Source organism: Butyrivibrio sp. M55 (assembly GCF_900116865.1).
GTDB lineage: Bacteria > Bacillota > Clostridia > Lachnospirales > Lachnospiraceae > Butyrivibrio.
In genome coordinates this window covers 1-18,481 of the sequence record NZ_FPCD01000018.1, presented here as the reverse complement: position 1 = coordinate 18,481, position 18,481 = coordinate 1, and the positions used below count along the sequence as shown (strand labels likewise).

The 18,481-nt window shown below is 33.5% G+C and carries 18 protein-coding genes; 1 reads left to right on the top strand and 17 read right to left on the bottom strand.

Annotated features, from left to right (window positions below):
* Positions 1-72: 72 nt before the first annotated feature.
* The 17 genes from BM398_RS14560 to BM398_RS14480 form a co-directional block, all read right to left on the bottom strand.
* The gene (locus BM398_RS14560) at positions 73-3,084 is read right to left on the bottom strand and encodes a VirD4-like conjugal transfer protein, CD1115 family (RefSeq protein ID WP_092338638.1); all 3,012 of its coding nucleotides are present in this window, start codon (positions 3,082-3,084) and stop codon (positions 73-75) included.
* Positions 3,074-3,295 carry a hypothetical protein gene (locus tag BM398_RS14555; protein ID WP_092338636.1) on the bottom strand — a complete coding sequence of 74 codons (222 nt, stop codon included), beginning with the start codon at positions 3,293-3,295 and terminating at the stop codon, positions 3,074-3,076. The genes BM398_RS14560 and BM398_RS14555 overlap by 11 nt, the downstream gene beginning before the upstream one ends.
* Before the next feature lie 35 nt (positions 3,296-3,330).
* Positions 3,331-4,992, bottom strand: coding sequence for a ring-infected erythrocyte surface antigen domain-containing protein (locus tag BM398_RS14550; protein WP_092338634.1), 1,662 nt, complete (start codon positions 4,990-4,992; stop codon positions 3,331-3,333).
* A 200-nt stretch (positions 4,993-5,192) separates the two neighbouring features.
* Positions 5,193-5,612 carry a hypothetical protein gene (locus tag BM398_RS14545; RefSeq protein ID WP_092338632.1) on the bottom strand — a complete coding sequence of 140 codons (420 nt, stop codon included), beginning with the start codon at positions 5,610-5,612 and terminating at the stop codon, positions 5,193-5,195.
* Entirely contained in the window at positions 5,578-7,410 is a 1,833-nt protein-coding gene (locus tag BM398_RS14540; protein WP_092338630.1) for a relaxase/mobilization nuclease domain-containing protein, read from the bottom strand. Before BM398_RS14540 ends, BM398_RS14545 begins: the two co-directional genes overlap by 35 nt.
* 2 nt (positions 7,411-7,412) lie before the next feature.
* Entirely contained in the window at positions 7,413-7,907 is a 495-nt protein-coding gene (locus BM398_RS14535; protein WP_092338628.1) for a plasmid mobilization protein, read from the bottom strand.
* 463 nt (positions 7,908-8,370) lie between these two features.
* The gene (locus BM398_RS14530) at positions 8,371-8,862 is read right to left on the bottom strand and encodes a hypothetical protein (protein ID WP_092338626.1); all 492 of its coding nucleotides are present in this window, start codon (positions 8,860-8,862) and stop codon (positions 8,371-8,373) included.
* Between the two features lie 34 nt (positions 8,863-8,896).
* Positions 8,897-9,274: a hypothetical protein gene (locus tag BM398_RS14525; RefSeq protein WP_092338624.1), complete on the bottom strand. Its 378-nt coding sequence runs from the start codon at positions 9,272-9,274 to the stop codon at positions 8,897-8,899.
* Between the two features lie 39 nt (positions 9,275-9,313).
* Entirely contained in the window at positions 9,314-9,847 is a 534-nt protein-coding gene (gene lepB, locus BM398_RS14520; protein ID WP_092338622.1) for a signal peptidase I, read from the bottom strand.
* Positions 9,844-10,248: a hypothetical protein gene (locus BM398_RS14515; protein ID WP_092338620.1), complete on the bottom strand. Its 405-nt coding sequence runs from the start codon at positions 10,246-10,248 to the stop codon at positions 9,844-9,846. Before BM398_RS14515 ends, lepB begins: the two co-directional genes overlap by 4 nt.
* Before the next feature lie 56 nt (positions 10,249-10,304).
* A complete protein-coding gene (locus BM398_RS14510; protein WP_092338618.1) occupies positions 10,305-10,559 on the bottom strand; it encodes a hypothetical protein in 255 nt (84 codons plus the stop codon).
* A gap of 79 nt (positions 10,560-10,638) precedes the next feature.
* Positions 10,639-11,244: a hypothetical protein gene (locus tag BM398_RS14505; protein ID WP_092338616.1), complete on the bottom strand. Its 606-nt coding sequence runs from the start codon at positions 11,242-11,244 to the stop codon at positions 10,639-10,641.
* A gap of 596 nt (positions 11,245-11,840) precedes the next feature.
* A complete protein-coding gene (locus tag BM398_RS14500; protein ID WP_092338613.1) occupies positions 11,841-12,026 on the bottom strand; it encodes a hypothetical protein in 186 nt (61 codons plus the stop codon).
* Between the two features lie 1,439 nt (positions 12,027-13,465).
* Entirely contained in the window at positions 13,466-13,762 is a 297-nt protein-coding gene (locus BM398_RS14495) for a hypothetical protein (protein WP_092338611.1), read from the bottom strand.
* Positions 13,763-13,870: 108 nt separating this feature from the next.
* Positions 13,871-14,434 carry a hypothetical protein gene (locus tag BM398_RS14490; protein ID WP_092338609.1) on the bottom strand — a complete coding sequence of 188 codons (564 nt, stop codon included), beginning with the start codon at positions 14,432-14,434 and terminating at the stop codon, positions 13,871-13,873.
* A gap of 769 nt (positions 14,435-15,203) precedes the next feature.
* Positions 15,204-15,476: a helix-turn-helix transcriptional regulator gene (locus BM398_RS14485; protein ID WP_092338607.1), complete on the bottom strand. Its 273-nt coding sequence runs from the start codon at positions 15,474-15,476 to the stop codon at positions 15,204-15,206.
* Between the two features lie 86 nt (positions 15,477-15,562).
* Positions 15,563-16,504, bottom strand: coding sequence for a toprim domain-containing protein (locus BM398_RS14480; protein ID WP_092338605.1), 942 nt, complete (start codon positions 16,502-16,504; stop codon positions 15,563-15,565).
* A gap of 504 nt (positions 16,505-17,008) precedes the next feature.
* Here BM398_RS14480 and BM398_RS14475 point away from each other — a divergent pair.
* Positions 17,009-18,223 carry a replication initiation protein gene (locus tag BM398_RS14475; RefSeq protein ID WP_175531969.1) on the top strand — a complete coding sequence of 405 codons (1,215 nt, stop codon included), beginning with the start codon at positions 17,009-17,011 and terminating at the stop codon, positions 18,221-18,223.
* Positions 18,224-18,481: the final 258 nt, after the last annotated feature.

Here is an 18,481-nt window from a genome sequence, read left to right as displayed (position 1 = left end):
ACTTTAATTTTAAAAATATGTATCTATATCAAACGCCTAAAAGCGTCTAATAGCAGTAAAAAAGAAAAACTCTTATATATCATCTTCATCATTTTCTGTTATGGCATCGATAGATTTAAGATCAAGTTCTTCTTCCAGATCTTTTAGAAGCTGCTCAAGACTGTCTTCCTCATCATCCATAACAAAATCTTCTTCCGATGTTTCATCAAGCAGTCTCGCATACGCTTCATTAATATCCGATTCTGATGTTTCACCATCTTCAACAACAAGTTCATCATCCGGAATAAAATCTAAATCTTTTATGTTATGGACCATAAAGCTTAACGACTTTATAATGTCTATCTCTCTTTTTGATGCAGTAACTTCTTTTTCCTGTAATTTATCTATAGGAGTCACTTTAAGAAAATCTTCTTTTTCATCCTTTAGGAAAAGCTCTGCATAAGCATCGTTCAGATCTTCTTCAGAAGTTTCTCCATCTTCAACCATGAGCTCATCATCTGAAATCACATCATACTTATTAAAATTTTCTGCAAGTCTCCTTGCCGCTGCTTCCTGATCCAGACTATATCCATCATCTTTTTTCTGTATTTCTGTAATATTGCTTTCATCTGTATCATCTTTTAAGAACAGCTCTGCATAAGCATCATTTAGATCTTTTTCAGAAGTTTCTCCATCTTCTACAACAAGTTCATCATCTGAAATCACATCATATTTATTTAGATTATCAGTTAGTCTCCTAACTGCATCTTCCTGATTCAGATCATATCCAGGATCTTTTATCTCTATTTCTGTAATAGTGTTTTCATTTATAGCATCCTGTTTTGATTTTTCTGTTTTACTCTCATTTTTATTGTCCTCACCGTGAGGACGATCATGTTTTATAGCATTATGTTCATATGAGTAATTTGAATTACCATCAGAAGTAAATCTATAATTTGGATGTTCCTCATATTTGTACTTTTTGGAATAAAAAGGTCTTCTACCATTTACAAATAAGATGCATTCATCAATCTTCATTTCCGCATATAGTTCATCAGACTCAAATAGTCCTCTTCCAACTACATCTTCATTTGTAGAACTACTACCTTGACGCCCTCTTGTCCTTCCGGTGGTCTTTTTGTCAAAAGTACCTTTTCCAAGAAGATCCCTAAAGTAGTTCAATGTATCTATATGCTTAATACCGCCAAGATATAACATAGAACTACAGTTATCTATGATGACTCCCCATTCTTTCTCATATATCTTTTTAATCTGCTCAAGAGACTGTAAGATGATTGTCATGCCTACGCCAAAGCTTCGTGCATATGCAAGAAGCTGAACAAAGTTTGGAACAACACAGGTATTGGCAAACTCATCAAAAATAAGTCTGACAGGAACAGGAAGTCTTTGGCCTTCATGTCTATGCACAACCGAAGCACAATACTGTATCTCTTGGAACAAAGTAGTAAAGAGCATTCCTGACACAAACGAAAATGTTTTGTCCGTAGGTGGAACAATGATAAAAATCGCTGTCTTTTCTTCACCTATCCGGTCAAGCTGCATATCATCCGTACTAAAAATTCTCTCTATCTCTGAGCCTCTAAATGGCTGCATTCTTGCAAGAATAGACATAAGTACTGAATTTCCGGTCTTATCCGGAGCTTTTGTTCTAAACTCTGAATACGTTTTATATGCAAAATCCTCATCTCCCATCTTCTCTTTATATTTTCTAAAGAAGATATCAAGATCAGAATTAAAGTCTTCTTTACTTGAATCTTTAATTTCTAACATTGCAATAAGATCTAACAATGTCTGAAATGTTTGATGTTTTGGAGTAAAGGCTTTAGGTATTGCATAAATGAGAGCCTGCAAAAACATCCTCTCAGCTTTGGGCCAGAATGGATCCGGTGTATCTTTCTTTTCGCCTCCATCTGTATTTATCATGATGGTTTCTACAAGAGCTATTACTCTTTCTTCATATCCCGGTCTTTCAGGGTGAAGATATATTAGAGGATTAAAACAAGCACTTTTTGACTTATCTACAAGATCAAGAGCTCTGACTTTATATCCTTGTACATGTTCAAGGAAATAACCGCCTTTTTCTAATATCTCGCCCTTGGGATCGGTAAAGACATAAGAAGAATGTGCCTGAAGAAGGTTTGGCATAACATATCCTCTGGTCTTACCCATACCGGAACCACCGACAATAAGAGTGTTCATATTTATTGACTGCTGGTTAATGAATGAGATCTTTTCAGTCTTTGTAAGAAGCATATCCATATTGTGATATTTTGCTTTTATTCTTAACTCTTCATCCTTGTCGTAATAAAAGCTCTTACACTTCTCATCAAAATCTTTCTTTGCTCGATCACGTTGTTTTTGCCTTTCAGCATCATTGTCATATAACGGACTTGAATTAATATCGTCTATTCGCTTTTTGTATTCTTCTTCATAAAGAACTGGCTTCCATTCTCTCTTTATGTTTGCGTCAACAATACTTGCAACTTCTGCGCTTATCTCATCCTTACTCTTTGGCTTGGGATAATTCGAAATATCTACTCCCTTTGACGCGTCGTCTCTGAGTTTGAATTCTTGAATCTCAGCATCCTTTAAAAGGACTTTTTGAATCCTGTTTCCTTCATCAGTCCAATGTTTAACTATCTTTTTTCTAAGAAAAAATCTTTGGATTACATTCCTTCTCTGGCCAAGTTCTCTAATCTCTTTTTTCGCGATATTCTCAGAAAAGAGCATTTTTATATCAGAGAGCTTTCCCCATCTTGCAGTACCATATTCTTTTCCATGAATGTAATTCTTCTTGGAATTTTCTATTGCTACAACAGTAAGGAACCAAGCAAGAAAACCATACATAAGATAGTTAAACGAGTATTTATCTGTCCAGATAAAATCAAATGGCTCTTCTTTTAGTTTTTGTTCCAAAGTCTTAAAAATATTACTGAGCTCTTCTTGGGGACTAACAGTTCCCGTAGATAAAAGCACTTCAACATATGCCTTACAGTAAGCAAGATGAAAAGCAATGTATAAAACAATGACAAGAAGCACAGCATAAAGAATATATTGAATACTGGTCTCCTTTTTAGGTTTCATCTATGTCCCCCTCTTTATTTCTTGTATAGGAATAGCACTGTATTGACCAAACGAAGATTGCACTCTGTTTTATCTCTTCCTGAAGTCTCCTTTTGGCATCCTTTACAGCAGCTTCTTCAGTTTCAAATCCATATGCACCTATATGATTATCAATAGGATCATTTCCAAAAACTGTATTCTGTATTAATCGATATCCATATCCAACTTTCATTTAGTGCCTCCATATTGTCCTCACCGTGAGGACGATCATCTAGTCTTATCTGAAATATCTTTTGCAATATCAGCATGTTCCATTGTTTGGCCTTTTACAGCCATATCGTTGTTTTTAACAGCCTGATCCACACGATTCTTTTCAATTTCACTCTTCCAATCATCCGGAGTCTGCTGTGCAAAAGTCTGTTCATTTTCATTTATATGTTCTTCACGGCTATCGTCACGAGTATGGTCTTCCTTGGAATTAGAGAGATTTCTTTCTTCTCTTGATGCGATAAGCCTTGTTCTTCTATCATTGATGCGATCAATGTTCTCTTTTTCAGCTTTAAGTTTCTTATCAAGATCATCGTATTCCGATTTAAGCTGCGTAACTTTTGCCGGATCTTCTTCTACAACAATCTCCGCTTTCTTAAGTCCGAGTTTCTCCTCAAGCTCATTTGACTTTTCAAGCGAATCCATAGACTGCTTTATAAGAAATGCTTCCACTAAATTCTGTCTTTGTTCGAATGAAGTATATTCGTTACTTCTTCCAAGAACATTTACTAAAAACTCTTTATCAATTGCCTGACCTTTAGGAATAATCGTTCCATCTTTAGCAGTCACATCATTAAGTAATGTCGCATTTCCATTTTCATAACCAAATCCCTTTTTCTGTAACTCATCTTTAAGAGATTCAATTGTATTGTTGTTCATTCTTTGATCATTCTGCTTGGTTACATTTTCTTCCCAAGACTTATATATGCTCTCAGTCTTAAATTTATAAAAAAACTTAGGATTGCCAAGGATATTACTCATTTCACTTTTGATTGACTCCCAATATCCTTTTGGTCTTCCTACATATCTTCTGTCGTCGAACTTCTTAATAAGCTCCCCGTTTTTATAAACATCATATTGAGACCGGACATAATTGATCTTTTTTCCTTTTTCATTCTCAAAAGAATCATCAAAACCATGAACTTTAATATAGTCGCCCGGCTTTGTTGCAGAAGCTAAAACAAAGTCTCCAGAATCCGGTTTTGACAAGTTATATCCTGTGAGTCTATCAAGACCTTCCTGAATATCCATCTTTCTAAGATCTCCAAAATCATCAAGAACGGCATCCTTCATGATTGACTCGTCCATCTCTTCATTGAAGTTATTTGTTATCTGATCTATCTTTGCTTGCTTTGCTTCTTTAAGATTTCTCAGCATATCCTTTTCTTCATCTGAAAGATTCTCAACTCCCTTTCTTTCAAGATTATCAATATCCTGCTGAATCTTATTTAAGATTTTTTCATCAGAAAGTCTGCTATAAGCCAAGTTGAACCTTTCAAGATCTTCGCAAAAAATACCTAGCTCTTTTTGATCGGTCCCAGGAACCTCCAATCCATAGAAAGGAAGTTCATATCGTTTTGCTATATCTGAGAAAAGCTTCATATCTTCCGGAGACATTTGAACTCCTACATTCATACGTTCTTTTCCCGTCTTTTCCATCTGATCCTTTGTTACAAGACCTGCTTTACTTCTTAATCTTCTTAAAATAACGTCCTGTTCTGCTTTTGTTTTTGCCTGCTTATACTCAAGCGCTACCAAACCTCTTTCTTTACTTTTTACGATAAGATCAAAGATTTTATCTATGAGCTTACCTATAAGCTCCAAGACTTTCGTTGATAGATTGAGAGTTGCGTGTCCTGCGTCGGTTCCTAAATCTGCCATAAAACTACCTCATAAAGATTGTCCTCACCGTGAGGACGTAGAATTTTTAGTGTTATGGTGTTATGGTACACCATAACACTAATTATACGCATTCTTTCAATAAAAACAATAATTTTAAGCAAATTTATTAAAGTTTTTCATCTGATATTTTTTGCAAAAAAAGAACACTTCCTGTTTCCAAGAAGTGTTTTATCCAATGATTATCCTATCTGCTCTTTCTTTATAAACTCTAGTAAGTAATCCTTTGTATGCTCACTTAGCTTTGATGAAATAAACAATAATAAAAGATATAGATTTACTCGTTGTTCTTCATCATCCTGTGCAATAATAATTGGCTGACCTATAATTCCTTTTTTGTCTAGAAAATAATATCCAGTTTTCCCTGCTTCTACATCTTTAATAATCTTTGATTTATCAATACGGGATAATAATTCTTCCTCTCCCTGACCAAGTAATTCGCATGAACTGATCCAGGATTTATATATATCCTCGATTTCATCTTTTACTTCATTCCACGAATCACCTTTGCCGGTAATAATATATTGTCCACCGGACATTTTAATAACATTATCTTTTGATAACTCTTTATAAAAGTCCTCGTCCATCTGATCTATTTTCATTAATTCTTTCTACCTCTTTTTGCATTTCACGCTCAACATCATAACCAATAGCTTTAACATATGCATTGAAAAGATTATAAGTCTCCATCTCACTATTCATAAGATCTGCTCTTGCTTCAAAATTACGAAGTTTTGCTTCAGAAGCCTTTACTTTCTTTTCCTGTTCTTTTAGTTTTTCCGGAGTAACAAGTCCTTTTGCCTGAAGGATCTTTTTATATTTGTTTATAGTATTTACGTCCTCATAATATTCAGTGAACTTGTATCCATCATTGTTATTTTTCTCGGCAATCTTATAAGAGAGCTTTTCTATTTCTGCAGGAAGTAGTAATAGCTTTCTTTCTTTTTCTATGGCCATTCGAAGGCTGTCAATTGCAGAATTCATTCTCTGTATCTGTTCTGAAGTCTTATCAATTCTTTCCTGAATTGCAGTGAAAGTTATAATGTCTTTATGCTCAAGAAACTTTAAACATTTATACTTAAACTGAATACTTTCAAGGATCTGCTTTTCTCTGGAAGTAAGAGCATTATTACTCTTATGAAGATATCGATAATCACTTATTCTGTTAACTCTATAATCCTTCCTGATATCACTTATTACTTTCTTTTCTACAATGCTCCTTTGTTTTGTATAAGGCCTATTATTATCATCTTTTTCAACTCTATAGTTCTCATTAATATCATTGAACGGATCACATTCTCCAACGACATATTCATCAAAATATTTATAAGAATCAGCCTTAGTAGCAGTCATCTCTTTATTCTTTGCTAGGATGATTCTTTCAATATTTTCTCTTTTATAAAACTCATCTTCTGACAAAGTATAGTCTCTTACTCCTCGTTCAGCTGTAGGAGGTTTATAAGTAATATATGTGAGCCATTCACCGTTTTTCTTTTTATCCCTGATCTGATATCCCTGCTCTTTTAATCTCTGTAAAAGTGATTCAAAAGATGAAACCTGTGAAAGAAGATAATCGATATCTCTTTTGACAATTACTCTGATAGTTTCCTTTTTTGCTTCTTTATCTTCATACTGATATGTATTGCGATAACTGTTCACATCATCCCTTGTTACAGTTCCCTCTTCGCGCTGTCTTATCATCTCAATTTTTCTATCAGTTGGCTCGTAATATCTAAGATTTCCATCTGAATCCTGATACTTAACAAGCTTCATTTCTTTTGTATCTTCTAAAACATGAAGCCCATATTCTTGGCATAGTTCATCTGATACTTTCCTTATCAAATTTTTTGCTTTAATATCATCATTATATTTCTTTCCATCAACATCCCACGCAGAAAAAATAATGTGATTATGAGTATGTTCTGTATTGGTATGTGTAGATATCTGGCAAGGATAATCCGGAATGATCTTTTCAATTAGTTTTCTGCCAATCTCATTTGCAATTTCCGATCTTATGCTTTCTTCAAAACTTTGAATCAGATGCCAGGCAACAACTTCTTTATTATCTTTTGTTGTCTTTCGATTCTTATCTTTTTCTTTCTTCTTACTCCAATAAGCAGAATGATCAATTATGTAACTTCCAAAGCTTTGATTGTCTATAGGAAAGCAACAATTATACGATGTATATGTTTTAAAAGTTACGATTCCTTCTTTATCATCCACAGCATAATCAAGAGAATCCTTTATAGAATCACTCAAGTTTTTTCCAATAGCTGCACCTTCTAAACTAAGAATTCTTTCTGTCTTTTCTTTCGTGATTTCTTCAACCTTATCTCCTGAAATGTAATCAAGAGCTGCATTTAATGTGGCTGTAATTTTGTGTATCTCAGTATAAGCCAAATTTAAAACCCTACCTTCATAAACTCATTAAATTTTATCTTAAGTTCTCTTATAGTCCTTTTGATAAAATCTATATCTTTATCATTTATCTGTTTCTTTTCAGAAATATTTTTTATAGAATCACTTATACATTCAAGATCACAATTAAATGTATCTATATCTCCTTTAACTGCCTTAGAATATGAATGATATAGGTGACTCATTTCCATCATAAGATCTTCATAATCTTTTTTTGATTCTATACGATTTGAATTCACTCTATGAGCAATCTGATTTATATTTCCACCTATATGATTGATCTCATACATAAACTTTTTATGTTCTTCTATTGAATCCTTTTTTGTACTTTGCTTTACAGAACCAAACAAAATAAGTTGCCTAAAATAATCGGAATAACTAATTCCAAGTTCATCACATTTTGCTTTTAAAATTTCATATTCTTCATCAAGAAGCCTTATAACAATCTGTTTATCTCTTAGTCTTTTTTTCTCAGCCATATCTATATCCTTATACAAACAAAAAAAGAATTGTCATAATCAAAATTCCAATTGGAATACATAATATCTTCTTACCATTTTTCCAGATTTTACACATAAGCACGTAAAGAAACCATAAAACCGAAATAACTAAACAATAATAAAAAATCACCAACATAACCGTCCTCACCGTGAGGAACTATTAAAATAGTTCTCAAACTCGTACCGTCTTTAAAAAAGGGGTTTTAGGGGGCTTCGCCCACTAACAAGCGGGATGGTGGCTATCCACCTCCCACTGCTTGCTATATAATTAAATTCTATGAATTTAATTATATTTTGGCGCCTCAATTCAGTCATTATCAAACCAGTATTTGTAGCACCAAATGCAATATTCTAAAATAATCATATGTACAAAAAATAGATGAAGCACCTTAATACTAACTTGCAACAGCTGCAACATCTATTTAAAAATTGATAAATATAATCACAATATATACATACTGTTTGCATCACAGATTTGTTCCAATTTCATAAAGACAACATGTGAAAAAGAAGCAATAAAAGGAAATAGTAAAAATTTCCACTCTGCCACTACTGCAGATATAAAACTCATGTCATTTCCAATATTACTGTACACTTGGAAACACCCATATAGAAAAGAAAACCCACCTGCGTAAATTGCTAAACCTGAAATAAGAGTCAATATCGAAAATGCAATTCTAAGAGGCGTACATATGATTTCGATAATTGTTGTTTCAATTGCAAACTTAATTTTTGCTCTATCACTATCCTTTTGCATTCTTTGCTTAATAGCATATTCCTCTTCAGGTGTTCTGTGTATATAATCAGGATGTGTTTCTATAGTTCTGTTTGGATCATTTGACCATTTTATTAATGCATTAAGATATTTAAGTTCCTCATCCCAATTTATAGGTTCTTCCTGTTCTTTTTCTTTTTTCTTCCAAAATTTCTTCATGCTCTTTCCTCTTCATGTGAATATATAAATCAATTTATTTCATCTGTGCAAACAACGAAGATAGCATTAAAGAACCATATAATCCCAGTGCAAAAACTACACTTAAAATTATTGATATGATCTCTCCCTTTTTTGTTTTTCTTGAAAGGAAAATAATAATCAAGATTGCTATTATCGAAAGCAAAATAGATGAAACTACTGAAAAACCAAAACCATAGAATTTTATAGTAAGAATCGAGGATACTAATGCCACCAAAATATAAAATCCTGCAAGAACATAAGTTACAATCTTTACATCTTTAGGATAAATAATCTTTTCAGCTTTTTCCTTTTCTTTCTTAAGTTTCTTAGCAGATTCTACATCTTCCCCTTTTACAAGCTCTTTGTACGTATCAATAAAAAAATCAAACATAACTCTTTCCTCTTACATGTCCTCACCGTGAGGACTACATTAAAATTTTTTTATTCGATTGAACGGATAAAATCTCATAACGATTTTACCATCAATGTCACTTAAATCTATCGGACCAGTAATTCTACTATCAGCAGAATGTTGCCTGTTATCCCCCATCAAAAAATATTGATTATCTTCACAGACAAAAATCACTTCTTGATTTTTGTCCTCTGCATAATTTTTATAATCTTTTGTTCCATCAGGATAAGTTTCAAAATCAAACTCATCATCTATTTTTCCATCGTTTATATATACAGTCCCATCTTTAATCTTGATTGTATCACCCGGAAGACCGATCACTCTTTTTATGATCATTTCATTATCAGTTCTGGCAACAACCACATCATATCTTTCGATAGATTTATATCTTTTATCTGCCCAGCAAATATCACTATCTTTAAAATTGGGTTCCATTGATTGTCCGTTTACGATTACTCTTTCGCAAACACGACTTCTAAAGAAAAGAACGATAAAAAAGATAAGAATTATGGCAAGAATTTTTAGATATCCTTTTTTACTTTCGCTACTCATTTTATACTTTCCAACTTTTTTATAAAGCTCTTATTATCAGGAGTTTCTTTTTCAAAACTGATTCTCTCAGACGTTGTTATCTTTCCATTTCTTTCCGGCATCTTAGTAAATATCATTTTATAAACACACTCATCATGCGATGAATATTTTTCATCTTCTATTTCTTTCCAGTGAAGATAAAACCATCCTTCTCCGCAATCACAATTTTGCCACTTTATTACATGCTCTTCACCATCATAGTCAACAAAGAAATAGACGCTCAGATCTTCAACATAACCGCAACACTTTATCCAAAAATATTGGCCACTAAACTTTATCCTGTTGCCGGAATCAGTCAAAACAACTCTTCCGTCAATTCTTTCGTCGTAGATTATTTCTTCGCTCTTTACTGCAAAACCCATATTACTGATAAAACCTTTCAATCATTTCAAGTATTTATGCTAAGTAAGAATGTCATTTACGTGAATATAGCTTTTAGCCAGGTTACTAATTTTTTACAAGAATCAACTCCGTCATCAAGATTCTGATTTTGAAAGACTAAAATATAATCTTCAATTTTTTCAATAAGTTCTTCCACAGAAATATTCCTGCAGTAGTTTCCATCTTCATATAGATCATCTTCGCACCAATTATGAAGCTCGAATGGATTTTTATTTTCATCAATCCCTAGCTCATCAATTTCCGCTGGTCCAAAACATGCCTTTGATATCAAAACAATCCTTTTATCTAAAACAATTGGAATATCAGCGACTGAATAATTCCATCCATCAATCCAAAAACTTTTTTATTATTCATGACTTTCCATATCTTTTAAAAAATGCAGTTATGATTATTGTCAAAAGCCATAAGGGATAAACACTTCCCAAATATAGAGCAAAATAAGCATATCCAAGATCACATACTTCAGGATAAAATTCTCCATGAAGCTGATAATATACTACGCTGTCATGCGCCATAAAAAGATGATGAACAAATATAGCTGCAAAAATTGCTATCGTAATTGTACCTAAGTTGACAATCCCTCCAGATTTCTTCCTGCGACTTCTAATCAAAATTATTCCTGCTAATGCTATCACGATGTAGTAAATCAGGAAAAACCATGCATAGAATTCTACGTCACTATATTCCCATAGATAATCCATACAGTCATCAAGAAAACCAAGTCCAACATCTCCAACCGCCCAATAGATTGTTTCAAAAATAATTCCTGCAACAGCTGCTAGAAATAAACTTAGAACAGTTTTATTTGCTTTACTTTTTTCCTTCCCATCTGGTATCTGTTTTTCTTCACCACGTATATCTCGCTCTACGAAAAAATCCAGCGTATCGATTTCATTTTTCTTTTGATTTTTCATAACGCCATCACCAATATCAAACGTATAAAGCATTGTGCCCATGAAAACGTCCAGAACAATTATATGCCTCCACTTCAAAGTCATATTACTTTATAGATTCATATTTTTGCGTTCTAAGGCTTTTTGACACCCATTTTGAACAAATAGTCGTCAATATGATAAAAGTTCTAAAATCGCCTTTAAATTGTTATTTCATGGTTATACCAAGAACTATAGCACAGAGTACACACAACGTCAATATTCTGTGCTCACATAAAGAGCCCTGGATCATTTAAGCTCACCCTCTAATTTTCAACGTTTTTCTTATTCTCCGGCATAAGCCGGAGTTCTGCCATAAGGCAGAAAACCCTTGCTACTTTAGTAGCAAGGGCGATTTTTTATTATTCGATAGTCAGATTTTCAGTGCTGATTCCTAAAATTTTCAGTTTCGCTTTTAGTTCGCATAACTGAAAATTTTAGGAATCAGCATTTTTAATTCTCATAAGATTCATGTAATTTTCAATCAGATTGACAACAAGTTGTTTCTCCGTCATCTCCTCATTATGCATTAGGTTTATCCTCCATCATGTTCTCTTTTCTAAAAACAACATCTAAACAAAAATAGAAGTGGCAGTTGTATGACTACCACTTCTATAGTATCAAGCTGTAAACTTGTCTACAAGAGTTTCACTTGCTATTGCCGTTCTCTGTGAAAGAGAAAGACCACTATCTGAAATGAAATTTGTATCTTCCTTTATTTGCTTTAGCTCCCTCTTCATTTCATAAAGTGCTTCATTTGAAGCTCTAAGCTCCCTAAGTATTTCAGTTAATAATTGTTCTTCCATAAAACAAAATCCTCGCTTCCTGCTTTTCAGCTAATATAACTACCGGTCCAGCGGCTCTCTTTACATTATTAATTATAGCACTCAGTACACACATTGTCAATTATTTGATGACAAAAAAAGACTCCCAAAAAGAAAATAAAAGGAAGTCTCTTTTGAGTGAGAACCTAAGCTGTTATTTTCTTAGCATTTTGCGGTACTAAGACAGCCGAGGAATCTGTTTTTTGCACATCTATGAATATAGCATAAACAAGCCATTTTATGAAGAGCCTACATAATTGAATTAATACCAAAAAGGCTTCCATAAAAGGAAGCCTTTTAATCTGGTGAGAGTCTAACTGTTTATTCTTAGCATTTGCGGTACTAAGACAGCCGAGGATCTCTTATTGAATACTATTAATATAGCATAAATAAGCCATTTTGTAAAGGAACACCACAGTTTCAGCAACCTCTTCCTCGCCCCTGCGAGTGTATTTTGTGGTTCCGCAAAAACCATCGACGATTATAATCACATCCACTGTGATGCAAAGAATTAAATAATTACTTAATCAAATTCTTGATAATAGCTGATATATGTTCTAAGATTCGAAAAGCAATCTCCAAAACTGCAAATACAGCTAAAATCTTATCATAAGTTTTCTTGTTCTTTTCTTTACGTCTTCTCTTCAATAATTAATCCTCTGTTACTCTCACCCACAGAAGATAAGGGAAGCATATTCCCTACTCTAATATTATAGTATATTGTACACACTTTGTCAATTAATTCTATATTAAAAAGACTTAAAAAGACTTCCAACATGGAAGCCTTTAAACTTGTGAGAACTTAAACTGTTTGTTCTTAGCATTTGCGGCACTAAGACAGTTAAGGTGTCACTTTTGAACAGGGTTTAGTATATACCATAAAATTCAGCCAGCATCATCATTCTTATCCTTGGAGCCTGCGGGGGTGTTGGGGGCGCAAAGCCCCTGACATAACAATTCAAAAGTCCGATCAAAGATAATTTATAGTCCATGATACAATCGCGAAAGCGATAGGGATTGAAAATCTTTTTCTTATCCCTATCGCCATAGCGATGGGAACATGGACGTTTTATAAGTCAAGAGACAGTACGCTGGACGCAGTCCGGGCAGCTCTTGACTTATAAATTGACCACTATGACAAAAAAGTAGATTCCTTCATAAACAAATTAAGCAGCTTTAGCTGCTTGCCCCCTGGAGTCGGGGAAGGGGCTGCACCAGATCACTTAATGAGCCTCGGCGAATTTAGTGAGTCGGTGCTGGGGTTAGGAATGGTACAAAAGAAATCTTCAAAAGCCCAGAAAAATGTATTTTGTGGCTAAAACTTATACCCAAAGCTAAATAAAAACCGTCCTCACCGTGAGGACGGCGTAAAAAACAAAGCAGCAATCTGGCCATTGAAAACTCAGATTACTGCTTAAGTTTTAAATTAAATCATCTTTTATATCATCTAACTCCCATTCTTCCCTTGGTGGCAAAGAATGGGCTTCTTCCCAGAGATCATCCTCCTTAGCTGAAAGATAATCAATTATTAGTTCTATGTCTGCTTCTGAAAAATTCCGGCAATAAGTCAGGTGCTTTTCCGGAAACTGAATTCCGCACCACCTGCCTATTCTATCCTCGCCCATAAAAGATACATATGCCAAAAATACCTCTCGACCATCAAAGTGCAGGATAGGTGAGCAATGAACTGAATACCATTCCAAATCTGTAATGTACATATAGCTCCCTCACTTTCTTTTTAATATTTTAATTGTCAATGAAGGAACATTGATAGTTCAATAGGTTTTGGAAAAATTTTTGTAAATTTATAAAGATATAATCTTTTACTAACGGCCTCCGGTATCGTGTGCATGTTCAATACATTTCTTTGTTGTATTAAACGCTATTCTAAAAGATCTTTTTTTGTCGTGCTTTTTAAGATAATCAAAGTACTTTTTAGAGATATCCTTTACATGATCTAGCGAAAGATTAAGAATCTCATTTTGCCTGCACCAATCAGAAAGCCATTTAGAAAAATCTGAGGAAAGTGTAATAGATCTTAATGCCTTTATCTTCCCAGTTGTAGAATCAATCACATAGATATTAAAAGGAAAACCAGTAAATCCATCTGGAATATTAAACTTTGGATAGTCAAGATTAAGAGAAGGAGCAAAAGCTGCACTTCCTCCTGTTCCATCAAAATTGAATGTAAAGAATCCGACTCCATCCATGTCATCAAAATATATGACAATATCAGCATCCTTTGACATCTTAGAAATATCTTCTTCAGAAGGGCTCTGCAAAAAAGCAAAGAGAGAAAACCCGTGAAGATCCGAATAATCTACTTTGTAACCATCAATATTGTTTTTCCATTCGGCGCGAATATCGCCTTCTTCATACTTCTTAATCATAAAAAACTCTTTAAATCATAAAACAGAAAATGGGGATGCCAGTGCAACGGAGGAGAATCTGTTGCACTGACATAGCGGATTCGGTTATTAAATCCACTAAAATTATTGTAGCACACAATACATACATATTCCTATTGATAAAATGTCCTCACGGTGAGGACGATATAAAAAATGACAATAAAAAAGACCGCGTTGACCTGCGAAGTTTTGCGGACTTTTTTATCTAAATTATAGAGAATAAGAATAAATAATAAAAACAACTCCCTACCCTGACAAGTTCGAAGCGGTTTTTATTAGCCTTAACTTCAAGGGTACTACTACCTCTTGATTGGCTTATTATATCATATAATCATTTTTTTTACTTAAATTTATATCCTCACCGTGAGGATATAAGATGAACAACCATGTACCTTAATTACTTTTATTCATTGACCTTAAAATGCATATTTGCTACACTTTTACTCAGGTGGTAGCGGTTTCCCTTGAAATAATAGGGAAAGGAACGTGGTGCCTATGACTGTTTCAGAGATCATTGCACTGTGCAATCTTCTGTTGAATATCATAAGGCTATTGTTCGATATTCTAAAAAATAAGAAAAAGAACAATAAAAAAACCGCTCCTAACCTCACAAGTTAAGCGGTTTTTTTATTAAACTTCTTAAATCAAGGGGTATCGCTACCACTCTTTGAAAGTATTATAACATATTATAACTTATTTTCAATTCAATCTTTATCATAATCCTGCTGAAACCCCTGCAAGATTTTGGGAATTATACTTCACACTTCTCGTCATCCCTATCTATAGTATCTGTTTTGCCTAAAATATAAGCTACTGAAGTATTAAACAAATCAGCCATTGCTAAAGCAGCTTCTTTTGAAGGTTTTTCTTTTCCTGCTTCCCAATCAGCAACAATAGTAGAAGCATAAGGTTTTTCTTTTTTCATCAGTTCAGAAACGATAGCCGCCAATTCATCTTGTTTTAAGTTTGATTTATTTCGCAAGCATATAATATGCTGTGCGCTGATCATATTTTCGTCTTTCATGTTTAATACGCATTCTCCTCTTAAGTTTATACATATTTTAATACAAAATATTCCATACAATAAATCAATTTTTAAAAAAGATGTCCTCACCGTGAGGACATCTTTTTTAAAACAATATAATCATTCCAGTCCTTCCCAGAAGGAGCCTGACAAACGATCACCTTTATATTTGTATCTTTAAGACTTTCTTTAGTAGAAGCGATAGCATTTCTACCTGCTTCATCATTGTCATAGCATAAAATCACATTCTTATATATCGGATTCTTATCCGTGTGATATTTTACGCTCATGAGCTTACCGGTTCCTGAGAGCGCAAGATAATCATAATTTATGAACATCTTTTTCTTATGACAAAGCTCTGTCATAACGCTCATGATATCAATAACTGATTCAGCAACGATCAAAGTATCATTATCTTTCTTTCCCTGAAAGTAAAAACATTCATTGTAATCACATCCGGGTTTATCCTGAACAAATTTCTTTTCTCCAGTACTTCGAACACAACAAAAGTGCTGTGTAACAAAGACACAATTCTTATGTCTATCCTGGTAGAGCATTCTTTTATTAAAGAAGTATCTAAGAACTGCTTTATCTATGCAGCGTTCCTCACTAAGATAATTATAGACATCTTCGCTGTCCTTATCCTTTGCAGGAAAATCTAACTTTACGTCTTCTTTGGGTGGAAGAGGTGGAAGAGTAGTTGTCTTCTTTTTTTCTACTTTATTAAAAGAAACTTTGGCTTCTTGTTCTCCTTGGATTCCATACATCAGAGCAATCTGACGCATTGCTTCTTTATGATCAGCAGCTCCATTAAACTCCATTGCAAAATCAATTATGGATCCTGCAGCTCCTTTACTTCCTCTTGTATATTTTGAATTTCTCCAGAAGCAGTTCTTATAAGTATCGATCATTACCGAATCATGCTCTTTAAGAGAAACATACTTATTTCCTTTTCGAACTGTGGTAAAACCAATACGTTCTGCAAAATCTGTAATAGGAACTTCTTTTATGTTATCTAAAAATGACATTGGTACTTCACCTCCTCAAAAATACCGCAAGGAGTTTTTTACTACATTTATTATTATAGCATACAGTACACACAAAGTCAATTTAAACTTATTCTATCCTCACGGTGAGGACACGTAAGAAATATATTTGTATAAATAATATATTTTGTTTGAGAAACAACGATTACTTTATTTTGTTGTTACATTAATTTTATATATTTTTAAGTTTTAATATTTTAGGGCTATCAAAAATCGCTCAACCATGCGGTTTATAGACTTATTAGGTGTAGTTTTTGCGGCCTTTTGGTGTAGAAAATGCGGTCTTTTGGTGTAGTTTTTGCGACCTTTGGTGTAGAAAATGCGAAAATGGATATTTTTTATGGTGTAGTTTTTGCGGTATTTGGTGTAATTAATGATTGACTGACTTACACCAATAATATATAATGTATTTGTGATTAATTTAAAAACAAAATATAGTTTTTTTGCTTTCGAAAAACTTACACCAAAAAAGAGGAGATGATAAAAATGGGAGATCTTGTAATATTTGAAAATGATATGAATAAACTACACCTAGGAACTTTATCAAAAACCTCTATGAATATTTTTATGACTTTATGTATGAAAGTCAAGAATAAGGCCGATGAAAGAGTAGTAATGACTTTTTCGGAGATAAAAGAGAAATCAGGGTATGGTGCACAAAAGCATGTTCAAGCTACATTCGTTAAAGACATGAATAACATGATAAATCAGCTCTTAGCAGTAAATTGTACTATCACTGAAGAAAAGACGAGTGGGAAAAAAAGGACATATCGTTTTGATCTGTTTCCTACATTTATAATAGATGAAGATAATGAAACATTAGAAGTTGCTGTAAATAAAGATTTCATGTGGCTATTTAATGAGTTTCATAAATACACGTCATTGGATCTGGAAGAGTTTGTAAACTTCAAATCAAAGTATACAAAGAATATGTTTAGACTTATTCGCCAATGGAAGAGTACTGGAAAATTTGTTGTTGGTGAAGGCGGCCAGGAATCTTCTTTTGAAGAGTTTAGGAAGAAGATTGGAGTAAAAGACAGTTATTCTAATAAGGAAATGATGAGAAGCTGTATTGCTCCGGCTGTTAATGAGATAAATCTTAGTGGCTGCTCTATCAAAAATCTTACCTATGATACTCAATATGCAAACAAAAGAGGTAAACCTCTTTCGCATATAATCTTTACTTGGGATGCTGTAGGAAGAGAAAGTAAGAAAGAAATTGATGATATTACTGCTTCATCAATTTATTACACGATCAAAGAAGAGCTTAAAGGTAGAAGTAATATAAACGAAGATGATATTGTTTCGATTGCTAAGGAAGCAAAAAAGAACAATATATCAGATGTACAAGTAAAGCAGCGTATTAAATATGCATTAGGCAGAGACAATGTAAATAACATGGTGGGATATATTATCTCGTTGATGAAAAAATATAGTAATCCTGTTGAAGTAAGAAATACATTTAATAATTTTGAGCAAAGAAAGTATGACTTTACAGAGCTTGAAAAACTCCTTGTAGATAATTACGTAGAACCTGAAGAAGAACCGAAGAAAGAAAAACTTGTAAAACTTTCAGACATGATAGATGTTGATCCGGATAAAGCATCAGGAAGTAATGGGGCAGTAGAAGAAAATAGAATAAAAGATAATGCAATATCTGAAGTTTTGAATACACTTAAGAAGGATAACAACAGAAGGTAGAGCAGAAGTAAATAGTAAATGGATGTTATGTAGGTAACATCCATTTTTTTTCACCAAATAGTGATAAAGAAAGATAAAAATGCTATTAAAATGTATGTACTAATGTATATACATGGGTGTTACACGGGTGTTACGTGGGTAACACATTGGTGTTACCGCATTCTCTACACCAAATAGTGATAAAGGAAGATAAATACTATAAAATGTATGTACTAATGTATATACATGGGTGTTACACGGGTGTTACGTGGGTAACAC